Annotated in this window: 16 protein-coding genes; 12 read left to right on the top strand and 4 right to left on the bottom strand. The window is 67.9% G+C overall.

Annotated elements, in window-relative coordinates; genetic code table 11:
• Positions 1 to 4 precede the first annotated feature (4 nt).
• The 5 genes from FG323_RS19595 to FG323_RS19590 all read left to right on the top strand — a co-directional run bounded on the left by FG323_RS19595 (position 5) and on the right by FG323_RS19590 (position 4398).
• Complete coding sequence (locus FG323_RS19595) at positions 5 to 424, top strand: CopL family metal-binding regulatory protein (RefSeq protein WP_181444053.1); 420 nt, start codon at positions 5 to 7, stop codon at positions 422 to 424.
• 111 nt (positions 425 to 535) lie between these two features.
• Complete coding sequence (locus FG323_RS01915) at positions 536 to 2356, top strand: copper resistance system multicopper oxidase (RefSeq protein ID WP_141452741.1); 1821 nt, start codon at positions 536 to 538, stop codon at positions 2354 to 2356.
• Positions 2357 to 2358: 2 nt separating this feature from the next.
• Positions 2359 to 3381, top strand: coding sequence for a copper resistance protein B (locus tag FG323_RS01910; protein ID WP_181444052.1), 1023 nt, complete (start codon positions 2359 to 2361; stop codon positions 3379 to 3381).
• 60 nt (positions 3382 to 3441) lie between these two features.
• Entirely contained in the window at positions 3442 to 3750 is a 309-nt protein-coding gene (locus tag FG323_RS01905; RefSeq protein WP_141452874.1) for an EF-hand domain-containing protein, read from the top strand.
• Between the two features lie 63 nt (positions 3751 to 3813).
• A complete protein-coding gene (locus tag FG323_RS19590; protein ID WP_255469985.1) occupies positions 3814 to 4398 on the top strand; it encodes a DUF411 domain-containing protein in 585 nt (194 codons plus the stop codon).
• Between the two features lie 54 nt (positions 4399 to 4452).
• Here the strand turns inward: FG323_RS19590 and FG323_RS01895 are convergent, their stop codons facing one another.
• From FG323_RS01895 to FG323_RS01880, 4 genes are all read right to left on the bottom strand, one after another.
• Positions 4453 to 6282: a PepSY domain-containing protein gene (locus FG323_RS01895; RefSeq protein ID WP_141452739.1), complete on the bottom strand. Its 1830-nt coding sequence runs from the start codon at positions 6280 to 6282 to the stop codon at positions 4453 to 4455.
• Positions 6279 to 6971 (bottom strand): PepSY domain-containing protein, encoded by a 693-nt coding sequence (locus tag FG323_RS01890; RefSeq protein WP_141452738.1) that lies wholly within the window; start codon positions 6969 to 6971, stop codon positions 6279 to 6281. Before FG323_RS01890 ends, FG323_RS01895 begins: the two co-directional genes overlap by 4 nt.
• 73 nt (positions 6972 to 7044) lie before the next feature.
• Positions 7045 to 9789: a TonB-dependent receptor gene (locus FG323_RS01885; protein ID WP_141452737.1), complete on the bottom strand. Its 2745-nt coding sequence runs from the start codon at positions 9787 to 9789 to the stop codon at positions 7045 to 7047.
• Positions 9790 to 9886: 97 nt separating this feature from the next.
• The gene (locus tag FG323_RS01880; protein ID WP_141452736.1) at positions 9887 to 10309 is read right to left on the bottom strand and encodes a CopL family metal-binding regulatory protein; all 423 of its coding nucleotides are present in this window, start codon (positions 10307 to 10309) and stop codon (positions 9887 to 9889) included.
• 128 nt (positions 10310 to 10437) lie between these two features.
• On the opposite strand from FG323_RS01880, the gene hutC reads away from it, so the two are divergent.
• From hutC to FG323_RS01845, 7 genes are all read left to right on the top strand, one after another.
• A complete protein-coding gene (hutC, locus tag FG323_RS01875) occupies positions 10438 to 11169 on the top strand; it encodes a histidine utilization repressor (protein WP_141452735.1) in 732 nt (243 codons plus the stop codon).
• A 2-nt stretch (positions 11170 to 11171) separates the two neighbouring features.
• Entirely contained in the window at positions 11172 to 12866 is a 1695-nt protein-coding gene (gene hutU / locus FG323_RS01870; protein ID WP_141452734.1) for a urocanate hydratase, read from the top strand.
• A gap of 6 nt (positions 12867 to 12872) precedes the next feature.
• Positions 12873 to 14399, top strand: coding sequence for a histidine ammonia-lyase (gene hutH, locus FG323_RS01865; RefSeq protein WP_141452733.1), 1527 nt, complete (start codon positions 12873 to 12875; stop codon positions 14397 to 14399).
• Positions 14396 to 15325: a formimidoylglutamase gene (gene hutG, locus FG323_RS01860; RefSeq protein ID WP_220094111.1), complete on the top strand. Its 930-nt coding sequence runs from the start codon at positions 14396 to 14398 to the stop codon at positions 15323 to 15325. Before hutH ends, hutG begins: the two co-directional genes overlap by 4 nt.
• Before the next feature lie 80 nt (positions 15326 to 15405).
• Complete coding sequence (locus FG323_RS01855) at positions 15406 to 15801, top strand: heavy metal-responsive transcriptional regulator (RefSeq protein ID WP_141452731.1); 396 nt, start codon at positions 15406 to 15408, stop codon at positions 15799 to 15801.
• Positions 15798 to 18536 carry a heavy metal translocating P-type ATPase gene (locus tag FG323_RS01850; RefSeq protein WP_220094110.1) on the top strand — a complete coding sequence of 913 codons (2739 nt, stop codon included), beginning with the start codon at positions 15798 to 15800 and terminating at the stop codon, positions 18534 to 18536. The genes FG323_RS01855 and FG323_RS01850 overlap by 4 nt, the downstream gene beginning before the upstream one ends.
• A gap of 71 nt (positions 18537 to 18607) precedes the next feature.
• Entirely contained in the window at positions 18608 to 19987 is a 1380-nt protein-coding gene (locus FG323_RS01845; protein ID WP_141452730.1) for a cation:proton antiporter, read from the top strand.
• The last annotated feature ends 719 nt before the right edge of the window (positions 19988 to 20706 follow it).

Genomic DNA, 20706 nt, shown 5'->3' with positions numbered 1-20706 from the left:
AGTCATGTCCCTTCCCTCGCTGCTGCTGCGGATCCTGTTGAGCGTCACCCTGCTGGTCTCGGGGACGGGCAACGCCGTGGCCGCGCTGCAGATGCACCTGGCCCAGGCCAGCCTGCCGCATCACGGACATGCCATGGACGATTGCGGCATGCCGGCCAAGGCCGAACCGGCGCCGTCCGCTCCCTGCCACGATGCGGACGGCGCCCGGGTCGCTCCCGAACCGGTGCCGGTCCACGATCACGGCCAGCCCGATTGCTGTTCCACCGGTCACTGCGACGGTTTCTGCGCCCAGCAAGCCCCCGTCACGATGCCCGCCGCGTGGGCCGGCCACGGGCCGCGCGCCAACGCCGACCCCATCGGGCCGGTCCCCGCCGGGCATCCCGCCCCGCCGCTTCCTTCCCCGCAGCGACCTCCCATCACCTGAATCCGGCCGCAGGGCCGTGGATATTCCGCGCCGCCGCGACATTGCCGTCGTCCCGCGCGTTTTCCCGCAGTTCCGACCCCGGGCTGCCCCAGAATATCGTCAGGAGTTTTCATGTCTTCCGATTCTTTCGGCGCGGGATCCGGTTCCGGATTCCAGCTTTCCCGGCGCCGCTTCGTCACCGGCCTGGCCGTGGGCGGCGTTGCCGCCGGTTTTGGCCTCGCGCGCCTGCCCGCATGGGCGAACACCGCCCATTCGATGTACCAGGCGCCGGTGCTGACCGGCACCGATTTCGATCTCGCCATCGGCACCTCGCCGGTCAACTTCACCGGCCGTACCCGCCCCGCGATCACCGTCAACGGCAGCCTGCCGGCGCCGATCCTGCGCTGGCGCGAAGGCGACACCGTCACCCTGCGGGTCGCCAACCGCCTGGCCGACGCGCACAGTTCGATCCACTGGCACGGCATCCTGCTGCCGGCCAACATGGACGGCGTGCCCGGCCTGAGTTTCGACGGCATCGCGCCCGGCGAAACCTACCAGTACCGGTTCCAGCTCAAGCAGTCCGGCACCTACTGGTACCACAGCCATTCGATGTTCCAGGAACAGGCCGGCCTGTATGGCGCGCTGGTCATCGACCCGGCCGAGCCACCGCCCTATCGCTTCGATCGCGAACACGTCGTGCTGCTGTCCGACTGGACCGATCTGGATCCGGCCGCGCTGTTCCGGCGGATGAAGAAGATGCCGATGCACGACAACACCTACCAGCGCACGGTCGGCGATTTCGCCCGCGACGTCCGCCGCGACGGCTGGGCGGCGACGCTGTCCGATCGCGGCATGTGGGGACGCATGCGGATGACGCCCTCGGACATCTCCGACATCAACGCGCACACCTACACCTACCTGATGAACGGCAACGCGCCCGCCGGCAACTGGACCGGGCTGTTCCGCTCCGGCGAAAAGGTGCTGCTGCGTTTCATCAACGGCTCGGCGATGACCTACTTCGACGTGCGCATCCCCGGCCTGAAGATGACGGTGGTCGCCGCCGATGGCCTGTACATCCATCCGGTCACCGTCGACGAGTTCCGCATCGCGGTGGCCGAGACCTTCGACGTGCTGGTCGAACCCGGCGGCCAGGACGCCTTCACCATCTTCGCCCAGGACATGGGCCGCACCGGCTACGCGCGCGGCACGCTGGCGGTGCGCCAGGGTCTGGAAGCGCCGGTGCCAGCGCGTGATCCGCGCCCGCTGCTGACCATGTCGGACATGGGTCATGACATGGGCGGCGGCGGCCACGACATGGGCGGCCACAAGGGCATGGAAGGCGGTTGCGGCGCGAACATGTCCGGCCAGAAGGGCATGGAGGGCCGCTGCGGCGCCAGCATGGGCCACGGTGCGCATGGCGGCGGCAAGGCACCCGTGCATGCGCCGAGCGAAGCCGGCAATCCGCTGATCGACATGCAGACGGCGGCCACTTCGCCCAAGCTGGACGATCCCGGCATCGGCCTGCGCGACAACGGCCGCAAGGTGTTGACCTATGGCGACATGAAGAGCCTGTTCGACGATCCCGACGGCCGCGATCCGGGCCGCGAGGTCGAACTGCATCTCACCGGACATATGGAGAAGTTCGCCTGGTCGTTCAACGGCATCCCCTTCGCCGGCGCCGAGCCGCTGCGCCTGAACTACGGCGAGCGCATGCGCATCGTGCTGGTCAACGACACGATGATGCAGCACCCGATCCACCTGCATGGCCTGTGGAGCGATCTGGAGGATGACCAGGGCAACTTCCACCTGCGCAAGCACACCATCGACATGCCGCCGGGCACGCGCCGTACCTATCGCGTGCGCGCCGACGCGCTTGGCCGCTGGGCGTTCCACTGCCACCTGCTGTACCACATGGAAGCCGGCATGATGCGGGAAGTGCGGGTGGAGGAATGAACATGCGCACTCATCTCCCGCTCGGCCTGCTGGCCGCCGCACTGGGCCTGACCCTCTCCGCCCAGGTCCAGGCACAACAGCACGACCATGCCGCGCATGCGCCCCCTGCGCCTGCACAGCAGAAACCGCCGGTCCCCGTCGAGGAAACCCCGAAGGCGGATGATTCGAAGACGGATCACTCGCAGATGGATCATTCGAAGATGGACCATTCGCAGATGGACCATTCGCAGAGTGCTCCAACGCAGATGGACCATTCCAAGATGGACCACTCTCAGATGGACCACGGAACGGCGGCCAAGGCTCCCACCGATCCGCGCGAACCCATTCCGGCCGTCACCGACGCCGATCGCGCCGCCGCTTTCCCCTCCCTCAAGCCGCATGCGATGGAACATGCGCCGGCGTTCAATTCGCTGGTGATGATCAACCGCCTGGAAGGCTGGGATGCGGACCACGGCACCGGGCAGGCCTGGGAAGGCAGCGCCTGGTTCGGCACCGATCTCAACCGGTTGTGGTTGCGCAGCGAGGGCGAGCGCGAAGGCTCGCGCACCGAATCCTCCGAACTGGAGGTGCTGTATGGCCGCAGCGTCTCGCCCTGGTGGGATGTGGTGGTGGGCGTGAAGCAGGATTTCCGTCCGGCCGATTCGCGCACCTGGGCCGCCTTCGGCGTGCAAGGGCTGGCGCCGTACAAGTTCGAGATGTCCGCCACCGCTTACGTGGGTGAATCCGGGCAGGTCATAGCCACGGTGGAAGCCGAATACGAACTGCTGCTGACCAACCGCCTGATCCTGCAACCGCTGGTCGAAGCGAGCTTCTCGTCCAGGGACGTGCCCGAGTACGGCGAAGGCACCGGCCTCAACAAGGTCGAAGCCGGCCTGCGCCTGCGCTACGAAATCAACCGGCGCTTCGCGCCCTACGTGGGCGTGGTGCACGAGCGGCTGTTCGGCGGCACCGCCGACTACCGGCGCGGCGAAGGTGGTGACACCCGCGATACCCGCTTCGTGGCCGGCGTCCGCTTCTGGTTCTGACAACCCGGCGGCGGCGTTGCGCGCCGTCGCCTCATCCCGATTCGATTGGAGAATGATCCGATGAAGAAAAATATTTCCGCATCCGCCCTGATGGCGCTCGCCCTGCTGGCCGCCCCCGCGTTCGCCCAGGATCACGCCGGCCACGGCAGCCATACCGGTCATGGCACGCCGGCCCCGGCGAAGAAAACCAACGCCGCCGGCAACGGCAACGCATCGTTCGAAAGCCTCGACAAGAACCGCGACGGCTTCGTCAGCAAGGCCGAACTGCCCGAGCGCCACCCGCTGTTGCCGCACTTCGGAATGGGTGACAAGAACGGCGACGGCAAGCTGGACCGCAAGGAATTCGCCAGCGCGATGGCGATGCTGTAACCCGTCCGGCGGAATCCGGAGGGATTCCGCCGGCTTTCCGGAGAAGAAACCACCATGAACTCCCTGCTGAAACACCTCACCGCCGGCGCGGTCCTGGCCGGCACCAGCATGCTGCTGGTGGCCTGTGGCGCCGCGCCCGGCGCGGCCTCGGCCAGTGACCGCGTCGCGCTCGCCGCCGTCCCCTCGCCCGCCCAGGCCGCTGTGGAAACCGCGGCCGCTTCCGCGACCGCCACGACTGCCGCAACCTCCTCTGCCGCCACGCCCGCCCACCTGCCGCTGATCCGCGTGCACAAGAGTCCCAGCTGCGGTTGCTGCGGCGTCTGGGTCGATCATGTCCGCGCCGCCGGTTTCCCGGTCGAGGTGCACGATACCGAGGACATGATGACGGTGAAGGATCGCCTCGGTGTGCCCGAGCCGATGATGTCCTGCCATACCGCCGAGGTGGATGGCTATTTCGTCGAAGGCCATGTTCCGGCCGAGGACATCAAGCGCCTGCTCGCCGAAAAGCCGAAGGCTCGCGGCATCGCCGTGCCCGGCATGCCGCTCGGTTCTCCCGGCATGGAAATGCCGGATGGCCGCACCCAGCCTTACGAAGTGGCGTTGGTTGACGACAATGGCGCGACCGAGACTTTCTCGCGCCATCCCTGAAAGAAGAAAAGCCCCGGCGGGAGAGACTTCCGCCGGGGCAATGGGGTGTTTCCGTCAGATCTTGAAGTCGTCGTAGGCGATCCGCGCCTCGTCCACGCCCAGCCGCTTCAGCAGTTGCCGCGTCGCCATCAGCATGGCCGGCGGGCCACACAGATAGAAATCGCAGGCATGCAGATCCGGATGGTCGCGCAGCAGGGTGTGCTCGGCCACCTCGTGCACCAAGCCCCGCAGCAGCCCGTCACCGCACTCGGCCTCGTCCGACAGCACCAGGTGCCAGCTGAAGTTGGCGTGCCGTTGCGCCAGCGCCGCCATTTCCTCGATGTAGGGCGCGTCGCGCAGGCTGCGTGCGCCGTACCAGAAGTGCATGCGCTCGCCTGCCCCGCCGTCGAGGCAGGCATGGATCATCGCCCGCAGCGGGGCCATGCCCGCGCCGCCGCCGATGAACACCTTCTCCCGATGACCCGGCTTGATCGCGAAATCGCCGAACGGTCCACTGAAGCGCACCTTGTCGCCGGCCTTCAGCGAATACAGGTAGGTCGAGCCCTTGCCGGTCGGCATCCGCTTCTTGCCTTGCGCGCCCGGATTGAAGCGCGCCAACAGGCTCAGCCGTCCCTCCGTGTTCGCCACCGGCAGCGACAGCGAATAGGAACGCCGCACCGCTTCCTTGTTGACCAGATCGGCTGGCAGTTCCAGCGCTCGCCAGTCGTCGCGATGATGTTCCGGATGCGCCAGATCGTGTGGACGCAGGCGGTAATCCGGCACGTGGACCTGGAGGTAGGCGCCGGGCTGGTATTCCTCGCCCAGCGCGGTGTCCGTCTTCAGCACGATCTCGCGCAGGAACGGCGTCACCGCTTCCACCCGTTCGACCACCGCCTCGTGTTCGGTCCACAGGCGGCTGCCACCCGACACTTCGACATGGGTGTCCTTGTCGACGTGCAGGTTGCAGGCCAGCCGATAGCCGAGTTTCAGGCGTGATTCGGGCAGGTGCGCGCGGTCGGCCGCGGTCGCCGGTGGTGGCGCGCCGCGGAAGCGCACCTCGCACAGACCACAGCTCTGCCCGCCACCGCAGTTCGAAGGCAATTGCAGGCCGTTGCGCGCCAGCGCCAGGTAGACGTTGTCGCCATCGGCGGCGGCCACGGTGCGCAGGCAGGTGCCATCGGGATCGTGCACGGCCAGCTCATGCCCGCCACGCCACCGGCGCGGCACGAATTCGCTCAGTCGGAAGCTCGCGAACAGCAGCCAGACGCCGGTCAGCGCCATCCACAGCCCGCCGATGCCCGCCGACACCACCAGCGGATTGTTGAAGTCCACCCGTCCGCTGTAATCCATGATGTGCAGCATCCAGAACACGTCGAACAGCCGCCAGGTGCGGTTGCGGTGCTGCAGCACCTGGCCGGTGTCCGCGGCCAGATAGACCGTCGTTTCCTCGGTGTCGTCGAAATCCACCCGCCACAACCGGCCCGGGTGATCGCGCACTTCCAGCGTGCGTTCCAGCAGGCGTGCCGGAGCCGCCTGCCCGGGTCCGGTGTAGGACGCTCGCGCCAGTTGTCCCGCCAGCGCCGCGTCGATGGCCAGGCGTGTTCCCGTCCGCGCATCGACCAGATGCGTGCGGGTGCCGTCGAACACCTGGTAGACGGGACGTTCGAGCAGCCAGCCCGAAGCGACCGTGAACGCATCCCCGCCGACCGCCGCCAGCGCCGCGGAGGCCGGTCGCGCGTCCGCCGGCCAGGCCCGCGGTTCCGCCGCATGCGCGCGGAATTCGTGGCCCTGCACCTTGTCGTGCTCCAGCCAGGCCATCATCAGGCCGCTGGCCATCCACAGCACGAACTGCACGGCGATGATCAGCCCGACCCACTTGTGTAGTTTCCTCAGCCAGGGCGTCATGCGCTGCGCCTCCGGGTGAAGCTGTAGAACAGCAACCAGGCGCCGCTCAGCGCGAACAGCAAGCCACTCGCCGCGGCCACCCGCAGCAGGGTGTTGTTGACGTCCGTGCGCTTTTCGTAATCCATGATGTGGAACATCCACAGGAAATCGAACCAGCGCCACAGGCTGTGCCGGCGCGCCAGCAATTCACCGGTGTCGGGCGAGAAATACAGCGTGGTCTGGCCACGGTCGTCGAACCGCACCGCCCACATCGGCACCGGCCGGGTCTGCACTTCACGGGGGGCGCGGGTGATCCATTCGGCGCCGGTCACGTCCGCCTCGCCCTGGTAGACCGCCTTGGCCAGCGCGACCACGGTCGTGCGTTCCAGCGGAGTGATGCGCTCGCCGGTGCCGGCATCGACCAGGGAGGCGCGATCGCCCTGGCGGATTTCGTAGACCTCACGGTCCAGCAGGCGCTTGATCTTCAGTGCGGTGATATCGGGGTAGCGCGTGGCCAGATCCGCCTGCGCCACGCGCGGCGCGGCGGCGACCAGCGGATCCGTGTGGCTGTGCGCCAGGTGATCGCCATGGATGATGTCGAGCGGCACGACGGTCATGTAGACGCCGCTGATCATCCACAGCAGCGCCTGTATTCCGACGATCAGCCCGATCCATTTATGGGCGCGGCGCGCCCAGAAAGCGGGTTTCATTCGAATGTTCCTGTTGGTTGCGGCGTCGCCGCGATCGCCCCGTCCGCCGGCTGGCCGGCGGACGGGTCACGGTTCACCAGCGGTAGCCGAAACGCGCGTACCAGCGCCGGCCCAGCAGGTCGTAGGTCATCGTGTCGGTGTTGCCGTCCGTGTAGCTCTGGATGAACGGCGCCTGCTTGTCCCACAGGTTGTCGATGCCGAACGAGACATCGAACGACTGCCCCACCGGTGCGAACTTCACCTGCACGTTGTGATAGGTCAGGCTCGGCGCGTGATCGCCAGTGAACCCCTTCGTGGCGGTGATGTCGTCGGTCTTGCCGATGTACTGCACGCTGTAGGAACCGGACCAGGCATCGCGCTTGGCCGTCAGCGAGGTGAAGGCCCGCCAGTGCGCGTAGCTGCCGCGTCCGCCGGTGATCTTGCCGGCATATTCGATCAGGTCCGCGCCCGGGAACGGCCGCACGTCATAGCGATCCAGGTAGGACACATCCATGCTGAAGGTCGAGTCGAAACCCATCGCCTCGAACTCGTACAGGCCGCCCAGATCGATGCCGGAGATTCGCTCGTTGGCCGCGTTGACTGGCTGCGAGGACAGGAAGTCCACTTCGCCGGTGACCGGGTTGCGGGTGAAGTTCTCGCTGCCGCAGAACGGATGCGCCAGGCCGGGGGTGTTGTAGCAGATGGACAGCTTGGTCGACCCGTCGATGCGCTGGATCGCGTTGTCGATGCGGATGTTGAAGTAGTCCACGGTCAGGGTCAGGCCCGGCAGGAAGCCCGGCGTCCACACCGCGCCCACCGTCAGCGACTTGGCGTCCTCCGGTTCCAGATCCGGATTGCCGCCGGAGGTGGTCAGGATGGTGTTGCCCGGCTGCACGTAGCCAGCCGGCACGCCGTAGGCCTGGCAGTTCTGGCGCACGGTCGGATCGATGGTGGTGCTTGTGCTCCAGCCGCTGCAGGGATCGGTCGTGGTCAGATTGCCCTCGGCGACGCCGCCGAACAGCTCGGGGATGTTCGGGATGCGGAAGGCGGTGGCGTAGTTGGCGCGGATCTTGAGCGACGGCATCACCTGCCAGTCCAGGCCGACCTTGTAGTTGATGTCCTCGCCGAACAGGTCGTAGTCCGAATAGCGGACGGCGGCGTTGAGGATCAGCGAATCGGCGATGGCGCTGTCCATCAACAGCGGCACGGCGAACTCGACGAAGGCTTCCTTGGCGGTGTACTCGCCGGCAATCGGATCCTGCTGGTTGGTGTTGGCGATGCCCATCACGGTCAGCGGATCCGGATCGCGCCAGCCGCGTTCCTTGCGGACCTCGATGCCGGAGGCAAAGCCCACCCAGCCTGCCGGCATCTCGAACAGCTGGCCGCTGATGTTGGCGGTGAAGCTCTTCTGTTCGTTGCCGCCATGGTCGCGGGTGGTGAACAGGATGTAGTCCAGCACTTCCTGGGTGACGTCGCCGTAGCCCAGGTAGTCGGCGCAGGGGATCGCCGCGCCCGGCGCATTGCTGCAGATCGCGGTGTCGAGGGTCTGGTCCACGCGGTCCAGGTTGGCCACCTTGGTGGAGCCGTCCAGGCCGGTGTTGCGGCCCCAGTTCAACGCGGCCGACCAGTCCCAGTTCATGCCCCACTGGCCTTCCAGGCCGACCACGGCGCGGAAGGTGTTGGTGTCCTGGAAGAACCGGCGGGTGCCGGCCTCCTCAAGGCGGCGGCGCTGCAACAGCAGGTCCTGCCCGGTCGGATTGGTCGGGTGATCGGCGGCGATGTTGATCGGCCGGTATACGCCCAGGCCGCCCGGCGTCGCGAGCTGGTGCGACTGGCGGTTGGTGTACATCAGTTCGGTGAACAGGCGCGTGGTATCACTGAGCTGGGTGTCGCCGAACAGGCTGAAGCTCAGGCGCTTGATCGGGTTGACCGCGTTGAGGGTCGGGTTGCCGTTGTAGTTGTGCTTGGCCGCCGAATACGGCTCGTAGAAGTCGCCGTCGCCGTTCGGATCCTGGTTGAAGTTGACCCGGCTGCCGTCGGCCAGCAAGGCGCGGCCGCCGACGGTGGTTGAACTTCCCGAGCAGACCAGGCCGCCGGTGTCCTCGTCCACCGCCAGCCCGCAAGGCGCGCGCGTGGCCATGTTGACGCTGCCGCTTTCCGAATAGCTCAGTCCGGCCATCAGCGAGCCGCGATCGCTGGTGGTGCCCCAGACCAGATCGAAGGATCCATCTTCGCCGTCGCTCTCGAAGGTCTGGCCATAGCGCATCGCCAGTTCGGCGCCTTCGAAGTTCTTCTTGGTGATGATGTTGACCACGCCGGCCACGGCGTCCGCGCCGTAGATGGCCGACGCACCGTCCTTCAGCACTTCGATGCGCTCGATCAGCGCCACCGGGATCATGTTCAGGTCGACCGAGCTATTGGCGCCGGTACCGCCATTGACCACGCGACGGCCATTGAGCAGCACCAGGGTGCGGTTGATGCCCAGGCCACGCAGGTTGACCTGGGTGGTGCCGTAGCCGTTCTCGGCCCAGTAGGCATTGGTCTGGCTGCCGGCGAAACCGGCGGAGGCCGGCAGGCGCTGCAGCAGGGTTTCCACCGACGTGGCGCCGGAACGTTCGATGGTTTCGGCGTCGACGACGGTCACCGGACCGACGCCGGATATCTGCAAGCGCTTGATGTGGCTGCCGGTGACCTGGACGGTGTCCAGCGTGGTCGCCTGTTCCTGCGGGGCGGATGCATTGTCGGCGGTGGCGGTGTCCTGCGCGTGCAGGGTGTGGACGAAGCCTGCGCACAGCAGTGCGCCGACGGCCGCGGCCAGCGGATTGGGTTTGAAAAACATGGGCTCTCTCCCCGTGTCGGGTGTCTTGTCTGTTCGGATGGTGTCCCGCGGGAAATGCCCGGCAGGACGAACGGCCGCACTCGCGGCCATGACAAGCTCAGCCGATCGGAGGTCGGAACACGCGCGAGACGCCGCTGCGCACGGCCGGCAACAGCGGCGGATTCAGATAAGGCGCATCGAGGACATGCTGGGCGGCGAACAACGGCGCCGTGCGTCCCGGATAGAAGGTGAGCACGCAACTGCAGGCGCAACTGGTCGCGCTGCCGCAATCGCAATCATCGTGGTGATCGCCGTTCGTCGGATCGCCGGTCAACCAGCCCGCGTCGGCGGTGCAGGCGGGCGCGCCGCGATCGGGTTTTGCCTGTTCATCATGCTGGCGATGGCCGCCCTGCCCGCTTTCACCATCGCCGAGCGCGGCCAGATCATCAACCGCCATCCGGGTCGCCGCCCACGCACTGGCCGCGCCATCCAGGCAGAGGACGGTGATCAGGACCAGTCGCAGGAGCAGGCGAATCGACATCGAAAAAAACGGCCACCAGGTTGTCTATACGAGAGACTTAACACTTATCGAAAACGGGTGTCAACCGTTTGTGCGCTGCGGCATCGAAATGACTGGCGGCAGTTGTATAGACATGACATGCTTTTTGCATGGAGACGCCCAAGCCGCACTACCTCAAGCTGAAGCAGTACATCCTTCGCCACATCACCAATGGCGATTGGCCGCCATTGAGCCGGGTGCCCAGCGAGAACGATCTGGTGGTCAAGTTCGGCGTCTCGCGAATGACCGTCAACCGCGCGCTGCGCGAACTCAGCGACTCCGGGGTGCTCACCCGCGTGCAGGGCGTCGGCACCTTCGTCGCCGGCCCGAAGGCCGAATCCGCCATGTTCGAAGTGCGCAGCATCCGCGAGGAAATCGTCGCACGCGGGCAGGTCCACAGCGTGCAGGTGCTGATCGGCGAGGCCGTCGTCGCGCGTCCCACCGTCACCAGCCAGTTCGGCCTGGAATCCGGCGCCGAACTGTTCCACACCCGCCTGCTGCACAAGGCCAACGGCAAACCGCTGCAGCTGGAGGACCGCTTCGTCAATCCGGCCAGCGCGCCGGACTACCTGGGCATCGATTTCCAGACCGAGATTCCGCACCAGTACCTGATGCGCGTGGCGCCGCTGGAGCGCACCGAACACGTCATCGAGGCCGAGACCGCCAACAAACGGCTGGCCGCGCAACTGGAGATCGCCGAGGGCGATCCTGTGCTGGTGCTGACCCGCCGCACCTGGTCGCGCGGCCAGGTCGTCACCTGGGTCCGCCTCACCTACCCCGCTTCCCGCTATCGGTTCGTCGGCACCTTCCAGGTCGGCGCCACCATCACTCCCGGAGGATAACCATGACCGCCACCGATCCCTCGCGCACCGCCGGTGCCCGTCCCGTCCGCTCGCCGCGCGGCACCGACCTGCATTGCCGCAGCTGGCTGACCGAAGCGGCCTACCGCATGCTGCAGAACAACCTGGATCCGGAAGTGGCCGAGCGCCCCGACGAACTGGTCGTGTACGGCGGCATCGGTCGCGCCGCGCGCAACTGGGCCTGCTTCGACAAGATCCTGGAAACCCTGCGCACGCTGGGCGACGACGAGACCCTGCTGATCCAGTCCGGCAAGCCGGTCGGCGTGTTTCGCACCCACGCCGACGCGCCGCGCGTGCTGCTCGCCAATTCCAATCTGGTCCCGCACTGGGCCACCTGGGACCACTTCAACGAGCTCGATAAGAAGGGCCTGATGATGTACGGCCAGATGACCGCCGGCAGCTGGATCTACATCGGCAGCCAGGGCATCGTCCAGGGCACCTACGAAACCTTCGTCGAACTCGGCCGCCAGCACTACGGCGGCGACTGGTCCGGCAAGTGGATCCTCACCGCCGGCCTCGGCGGCATGGGTGGCGCGCAGGCGCTGGCGGCGACGCTGGCCGGCGCCAGCAGCATCGTCATCGAATGCCAGGAATCGCGCATCGACTTCCGCATGCGCACCCGCTACGTGGACTTCAAGGCCCGGAGCATCGAGGAGGCGCTGGAGATCATCCGCACCACCGATCGCCCGGTCTCGGTCGGCCTGCTCGGCAACGCGGCCGAGCTGTTGCCGAAGTTCGTCGAGTTGGCGCGCCAGGGCGTGGCCAGGCCGGACGCGGTCACCGACCAGACCTCCGCGCATGATCTGATCAACGGCTACCTGCCGGCTGGCTGGACCGTCGAGCAATGGGTCGCCGCGCGCAACGGTGGCGACGCCGAGCGCGCCGCGCTGACCGATGCCGCCGCCGGGTCCTGCGCCGTCCACGTCAAGGCGATGCTCGATTTCCACCACATGGGCGTGCCGACGATCGACTACGGCAACAACATCCGCCAGGTCGCCAAGGATCGCGGCGTCGCCAACGCCTTCGATTTCCCCGGCTTCGTCCCGGCCTGCATCCGCCCACTGTTCTGCCGTGGTATGGGCCCGTTCCGCTGGGTCACGCTGAGCGGCGATCCGGAGGACATCTACAAGACCGACGCCAAGATCAAGGAACTGTTCCCCGACAACGCCCATCTGCACCGCTGGCTGGACCAGGCGCGCGAGCGCATCGCCTTCCAGGGCCTGCCCGCGCGCATCTGCTGGCTGGGCCTGGGCGAGCGCCATCGCGCCGCGCTGGCGTTCAACGAAATGGTCCGCAACGGCGAACTCAAGGCGCCGATCGTGATCGGCCGCGATCACCTCGACTGCGGTTCGGTCGCCAGCCCCAACCGTGAGACCGAAGGCATGCGCGACGGCTCCGACGCGGTCTCGGACTGGCCGCTGCTCAACGCCATGCTGGCGACGTCCGGCGGCGCCACCTGGGTCAGCCTGCACCACGGCGGCGGCGTCGGCATGGGCTTCTCCCAGCATTCGGGCGTGGTCATCGTCTGCGACGGCAGCGAGGCCGCCGACCAGCGCCTGTCGCGCGTCCTGTTCAACGATCCGGCGATGGGCGTGATGCGCCACGCCGACGCCGGCTACGAGGACGCCCTCGCCTGTGCCCGCGAACATCACCTGCACCTGCCCGCCATCACCGGATAAGCCTCCATGTTGAATCTCGTTCCCGGCCAGTTGTCGCTGGCCCAGATCCGCACCATCGCCAACACGTTCGAGCCGATCCAGCTGGATCCGGCCTGCCTGCCTGCGGTGCGCGCCTCCGCCGAAACGGTGCAGTCGATCGTCGCCGCCGGCGCGCCGGCATACGGCATCAATACCGGCTTCGGCAAGCTCGCCAAGGTGCACATCCCGGTCGACCAGTTGGAACAGCTGCAGACCAACCTGGTGCGCTCGCACGCGGTCGGCATGGGCCCGCTGCTGGACGACGACACCGTGCGCCTAATCCTGGCGCTGAAGATCGCTTCACTGGCGCGCGGTTTTTCCGGCGTGCGGGAGCAGACCCTGCAAGCACTGATCGCGATGTACAACGCGCAGATCTGGCCGTGCATTCCCTCGCAGGGCTCGGTCGGCGCCTCCGGCGATCTGGCGCCGCTGTCGCACCTGAGCCTGGCCGCGATGGGCGAAGGCCAGGTCCGCGTCAACGGTGAACTGCGCGACGCCGGTGACGCGCTGCGCGCCGCGGGCATCGCCCCGATCAAACTCGCCGCCAAGGAAGGCCTGGCCCTGCTCAACGGCACCCAGGTCTCCACCGGCATCGCCCTGCGCGCCCTGTTCGCGGCCGAGCAGGTCTACTCGGCCGCGGTACTGGCCGGCGCGCTGAGCGTGGACGCGGCCTGCGGTTCCGACGCGCCGTTCGATCCGCGCATCCACGCCGTGCGCGGCCAGCCCGGCCAGATCGAGGTCGCCGCCGAATACCTGCGCCTGCTGCGCGGCAGCGCCATCCGCGAATCGCACCGCCACAACGACACCCGCGTGCAGGATCCCTACAGCCTGCGCTGCCAGCCGCAGGTCATGGGCGCCTGCCGCGACCAGTTGCAGCAGGCCGCGCGCACGCTGTGGATCGAAGCCAACGCGGTGTCCGACAACCCGCTGGTGTTCACCGACACCGGCGACGTGATCTCCGGCGGCAACTTCCACGCCGAGCCGGTGGCCTTCGCCGCCGACCAGATCACGATTGCCGTCTCCGAAGTCGGCGCGCTGTCCGAACGCCGCATCGCCCTGTTGATCGACGCCAGCATTTCCGGCCTGCCGGCCTTCCTGGTGGCCGAGCCGGGCATCAACTCCGGTTTCATGATCGCCCACGTCACCGCCGCCGCGCTCGCCAGCGAGAACAAGACCCTCGCCCATCCCGCCAGTGTCGATTCGCTGCCCACCTCGGCCAACCAGGAGGATCACGTCAGCATGGCGACCTTCGCCGCGCGCAAGGCCGGCGACGTGGCGACCAACGTGCGCCGCATCGTCGCCATCGAGCTGCTGGCCGCCGCCCAGGGCATCGATTTCCGCCGTCCGCTGAAGTCTTCCGATCTGCTCGAAGCCGCCCACGCCCGCGTCCGCGCGGAAGTCCCGCACTACGGTGAGGACCGCTACCTGGCGCCGGAAATGCAGGCATTGGAAGCGCTGGTCGCCAGCGGTACATTGACCGCCTTCGTCGACATGCCGCTCGGGGTATCCGCGTGATTCCAGGCTGGAAAGGCCGCATCGACCCGCCCGGCGACGGCGACACCCGCCGCTGGCACCAGATCGTCGCCACGCCCGAGGCGCGCGCGCGCGCCGGCGTAGCGCTGGTGGGTTTCGCCTGCGACGAGGGCATCCGCCGCAACAACGGCCGCACCGGCGCGGCGCAGGGCCCGATGGTCCTGCGCGCGGCGCTGTCGAACCTGCCGGTGCGCGACGACGCCCCGCTGTACGACGCGGGCGACGTGATCTGCGAAGGCGAGGATCTGGAAGGCGCGCAGGCGGCATTCGGCGCCCGCGTCGCCGCCCTGCTCGACGCCGGCCACCTGCCGATCGGCCTGGGGGGCGGGCACGAGATCGCTTTCGCCAGCTACCAGGGCCTGGTCGGCCACCTGCGCGAGCGCCGCCCGCGCGTGGGCATCGTCAACTTCGACGCGCATTTCGATCTGCGCCAGCAACCGGTCGGCAGTTCCGGCACGCCGTTCCTGCAGGCGCTGGATCACGCCGCCGGCATCGGCCTGGACGCGCAGTACCTGTGCCTGGGCATCAGCGCCTCGGCCAATACCCGCCAGTTGTTCGAGACCGCCCGCCAGCGGGGCGTGCGCTATCTGCTCGACGACGAGATGGACATGCGGCGGCTGGACCTGTGCCAGCAGCGCGTGGCCGACTGGCTGCGCGATGTCGACCTGATCTACCTGACCATCTGCCTGGACGTGCTGCCGCACGCGATGGCGCCCGGGGTCAGCGCCCCCAGCGCCCGCGGCGTGCCGCTGGAGGTGCTGGAGCCGCTGCTGGAAACCATCGCGGCCACCGGCAAGGTCGCGCTGATGGACGTGGCGGAGCTGTCGCCACCGTTCGACCGCGACAACGGCACCGCCCGGGTCGCCGCCCGCTTGATCCACCGCGCGGCGCACGCCATCCGCGGTTGAGCCCGCCAGCGCAACAAAACCCTTGACTCTTGACCAAGGTCAAGGGTGCAGAATGGCGTCATTCCGAACCGGAGAACGCTATGAACATCGGCCAATTGGCACGCCTGGCGGGCGTGCCCATCGATACCGTCCGCTACTACGAGCGCCAGCAGCTGCTGCCGCCGCCCAGCCGCAGCCCCGCCGGCTACCGCCGCTATGAAGGCTCGGACGTCACCCGCCTGACCTTCATCCGCCGCGCCAAGGCGCTCGGCTTCACCCTGGACGAGGTCCGCGATCTGCTGGACATCAGCGCCGGACGCGAGGACATGGGCCAGATGAAGGCCGCCGCCGCCAGCAAGCTGGCCGTCGTCGAGGAGCGCCTGGCCGAGATGACCCGCATGCGCGACGCGCTGCGCACCCTGGTCGACGCCTGTCCGGGCCATGGCGATCTGAGCGAATGCCCGATCGTGGCCGCCCTCGCCGAGGAACCGAAATGAGCGGGTCCTGCCATTCGCACGACAAGCCGGATGCCAACAAGGCGCAAGGCGGATGCTGCGGTGGCGGTTCCTCTTCCTCCCCGACCGCCGCCGTTCGTGATCCGGTCTGCGGCATGAGCGTGGATCCGGCGACCGCGCCGCATCACGTCGAACACGACGGCCAGACCTATTACTTCTGCTCGGCCGGCTGCCGCGACAAGTTCGTCACCGAGCCGGCGCGGTTCCTCACCGCGCATGCCGCCGAAGAGAAGGCATCGGCGTGCTGCGGCACCGGAAAAGCCGAAACCGCCAGTGCGGCGAAGGCTAATGACACGTGCTGCCACGGTGGCGATGCCGACCACGCGCATGCGGGCTCCAACGACCACGCGCACGGACATGCCCATCACCACGCCACCGTGCCTTCCTACGCCGCTCATGATCACGCACACCCTCACGCCGCACACGCCGCGGGCACCGTGATCGATCCGGTCTGCGGCATGCGCGTGGATCCGACCACCACCGCTCACCACGCCGAACACGCCGGCCAGGCCTACCACTTCTGCTCGGCCGGCTGCCGCGCCAAATTCGTCGCCGATCCGCCCCGCTGGCTGGCGCCGAAACGCGAGCCCGAACCGGCCGTGCCCGGCGCGCAGTACACCTGCCCCATGCATCCGGAAATCGTCCGCGACGGTCCCGGCACCTGCCCGATCTGCGGCATGGCGCTGGAGCCGATGATGCCTTCGCTGGATGACGGCGAGAATCCGGAACTCACCGACTTCCGCCGCCGCTTCTGGTGGACCCTGCCGCTGAGCGTGGCGACCCTGGTGCTGGCGATGTTCGGCCAGTACTTCCACGGCCTGTCGCCGACCACGCGCACCTGGATCGAACTGGTACTCAGCACGCCGGTAGTGCTGTGGGCGGCCTGGCCGTTCTTCCAGCGCTGGGCGCAATCCATCCGCAACCGCAGCCCCAACATGTGGACGCTGATCGGTACCGGCGTCGGCGCCGCCTACGGCTACAGCGTGGTGGCGACGGTGGCGCCGGATCTGTTCCCCGCCTCGTTCCACGAGCACGGCCGGGTCGGCGTGTACTTCGAGGCCGCCGCGATCATCGTCTCGCTGACCCTGCTGGGCCAGTTGCTGGAACTGAAGGCGCGCTCGCAGACCTCGGCGGCGATCAAGGCGCTGCTCGGACTCGCCCCCAAGACCGCCCGCCGCCTGCGCGAGGACGGCCAGGAAGAGGACATCGAACTCTCGCACGTCCACGTCGGCGATCGCCTGCGCGTGCGTCCCGGCGAAAAGGTGCCGGTGGACGGCGTGGTGATCGAAGGGCGCTCGCACATCGACGAGTCGATGCTGACCGGCGAACCGGTACCGGTGTCCAAGGAAAACGGCGACAGCGTCATCGGCGCCACCATCAACGGCTCCGGTAGCCTGATCATCCGCGCCGAGCGGGTCGGCAGCGACAGCGTGCTCGCCCAGATCGTGCAACTGGTGGCGCAGGCGCAACGCTCGCGCGCGCCGATGCAGCGGCTGGCCGACAAGGTGTCGTTCTGGTTCGTGCTGGCGGTGCTGGCCGCGGCCGTGCTGACCTTCCTGGGCTGGGGCCTGTTCGGTCCGGAACCTTCGTGGACCTATGCCGTACTCAACGCGGTCTCGGTGCTGATCATCGCCTGCCCCTGTGCGCTGGGCCTGGCCACGCCGATGTCGATCATGGTCTCGACCGGCCGTGCCGCCCAGCTGGGCGTGCTGTTCCGCGACGCCGAGGCCATCGAGACCCTGCGCAAGGTCGATACCCTCATCGTCGACAAGACCGGCACGCTCACCGAAGGCCGTCCGGCGTTCCGCGTCCTGATTCCGGCCAGCGGATTCGAGGAGAACGAAGCGCTGCGGCTGGCCGCCAGCCTGGACGCCGGCAGCGAACATCCGCTGGCGCACGCCATCGTCGCCGAAGCGCGCGAACGCGGCATTGCGCTGTCGACCGCGCAGGACTTCGAATCCTCCAGCGGCATCGGCGTGCGCGGCCACGTGGACGGCCACGCACTGGCGCTGGGCAACACCGCGCTGATGCAGGAAGCCGGCGTGGACGTGTCGGCGCTGGATGCCGACGCCCGCCGCCTGCGCGCGGAAGGCGCCAGCGTGATGTTCCTGGCCGTGGACGGCCGCGCCGCCGGCCTGATCGCGGTGGCCGACCCGATCAAGATCACCACGCCCTCGGCGCTGCGCGCGTTGCAGGCCATCGGCGTGCGCATCGTGATGGCGACCGGCGACGGCGAGCGCACCGCGCAGGCGGTGGCGTCGCAGGTCGGCATCGACGAGGTCCACGGCGAAGTGCGTCCGGCCGACAAGGCCGCGCTGGTCGCCCGTCTGAAGGCCGAAGGCCGGGTGGTCGCAATGGCCGGCGACGGCATCAACGACGCCCCCGCCCTCGCCTCCGCCGACGTCGGCATCGCCATGGGCACCGGCACCGACGTGGCGATGTCCAGCGCGCAGGTCACCCTGGTCAAGGGCGATCTGGGCGGCATCGTCCGCGCCAAGGCACTGTCGGAAGCAACCGTGCGCAACATGCGCCAGAACCTGGGCTTCGCATTCTTCTACAACGCCCTGGGCGTGCCGGTCGCCGCCGGCCTGCTGTACCTGTTCGGCGGTCCGCTGCTCTCACCGATGCTGGCCGCGCTGGCGATGAGCCTGAGCTCGGCCTCGGTGGTCGCCAACGCGCTGCGCCTGCGCCACCAATCGCTGCCGATGGCCGCCTGAAGCCGCTGCTCCCGTGAACGGATGCGCCGCTAGAATGCGGCGCATCCTTCAGGCGCGGGGTCCAGCGGTACATGGAAGATTCGCAGATACGGTCCGGCGCAACCTCCCCCTGGCGCTACCTGCTGCTGGTCGCCGTGCCGCTGCTGGCGGCGCTGCTGCTCTCGCGCTGGCCGCTGCCGGTGTCCGCGCCCTCGGCGGCGCCCGTCGCCGACACCGCGCATGCGGGCACCGGCACGCCGCTGTCGCTGTTCCTGCTGCAATTGCTGGTGGTGCTGTCGGCGGCGAAGGGCGCGGGCTGGCTGCTGCGCCGCTTCGGCCAACCGGCCGTCATCGGCGAAATGGCCGCCGGCCTGCTGCTGGGGCCGCTGCTGTTCGGTGCGGTGATGCCGGAGACCCAGGCCTGGCTGTTCGCGCCCGGTTCGCTCGGTGCGCTTGGCTTGATCAGCCAGTTGGGCGTGCTGATGTTCCTGTTCGTCGCCGGCGCGGAACTGGAACTGTCCACCCTGCATGGCCGCCGCGCCTTCGCCGTGCTGGTCAGCCACAGTGGCATCGCCTTGCCGTTCCTGTGCGGCGTGCTGCTGGCGTTCGTGCTGTTCAACGCGCATGCGCCGGCCGGTGTCGGCTTTGCCAACTTCGCGCTGTTCATGGGTGTGTCGCTCAGCATCACCGCCTTTCCGGTGCTGCTGCGCATCCTGTCCGACCGCGGCATCACCCACACCCCGCTCGGCCGCATCGCGGTCGCCTGCGCCGCACTGGGCGACGCCAGCGCGTGGTGCCTGCTGGCCGCCATCGTCGCCTCGGTGCAGGCCAGCGGCTGGAGTGCGGCGCTGATCAGCCTGCTGGGCACGCTGGCGTTCGCCGCCGCGATGATCGCGCTGGTGCGGCCGTGGCTGTCCCGCCAGGAAGTGGCTCCCGAACGCGAAGGCCGCCACCTGATCGGACTGTTGCTGATGGCGCTGGCCGCCGCACTGGTCACCGAACTGCTGGGCATCCACGCCTTGTTCGGCGCCTTCCTGGCCGGCATCGCGGTATCCGGCAATGCCCGCCTGCGCGAACTGCTGATCCAGAAGGTCGAACCCTTCGCCATCTCGCTGCTGCTGCCGCTGTTCTTCGCCATGACCGGGCTGCGCCTGCGCGTGGACGGCTGGCAGGCCGGCGACCTGCTTCTATGCGTGGTCGTGATCCTCGTCGCCAGCCTCGGCAAGGGCCTGGGCACCTGGCTGGCCGCGCGCAGCGCGGGCATGCCGCGGACCGACGCGCTGCGCCTGGGCGCGCTGATGAACACGCGTGGCCTGATGGAACTGATCGTGCTCAATCTCGGCTATGAGATGGGCCTGATTGGTGACCGCCTGTTCGCCGTACTGGTGATCATGGCGCTGGTCACCACCGCGATGACCGGCCCGCTGCTCAACGTCATCGAGCGCCGCGCGCGTTCGGCGCAGCACACATAGGCCCTCCCCCGCGCGCGGGGAGGGTTGGGGTTGGGGCAAGCGGAAAAATCCCGAGCCATGACAACCAGCTTCGGAAACACAGCACACCGACGGCGAGTGATGGACAGCGACCGATGAAAAGCGCCCCCATCCCAGCCTTCCCCCGCACGCGGGGGAAGGGGCAAAAACCTCGCGATCGCAGCGGCACGCACACAGCCCCCTCCCCCGCCTGCGGGGGAGGGTTGGGGTGGGGGCAAGCGGAAGAATCCCGAGCCATGACAACCAACGTCGGAACCACACCACCACACCGACTGCGAGGAATGGAAAACGATCGCTGAAATGCGCCCCCATCCCAGCCTTCCCCCGCGCGCGGGGGAAGGGGCAGAACATCGCGGTGGCGGGCGTGAGTGCTTTCTTCAGCGCCTTCCCCTTCGTTCGCCAACGTTGTACGAACTCACCGCTCGTATCTTCATTCCGCCCCATTCAGATACATCCGGCACACAACGCGGCTGCGCCACTTCCGTGACAACAGAAACATTGAATCGAAAACGTTCAAAGTTAGTCGACATCGCGCAAGCGCATCAGCAGACTCCGGCATCAGGAGTTCGAAAAACTCCCACACAGTAGTACTACCTCCGTCATTCCGGTGGTTTTCTTATCACTGAGTGACAGCCGGCGGCCTTCGTCTTCGCCGGGAGGGGGCGAATACAAGACCCGAAAGGGAAATTAGCCCATCCGAC

This window comes from Pseudoxanthomonas sp. z9 (assembly GCF_006542425.1).
Taxonomy (GTDB): domain Bacteria; phylum Pseudomonadota; class Gammaproteobacteria; order Xanthomonadales; family Xanthomonadaceae; genus Pseudoxanthomonas_A.
The sequence above is the reverse complement of the archived record's forward strand: the minus strand, read 5'-3'. Positions and strand labels throughout refer to the sequence as shown.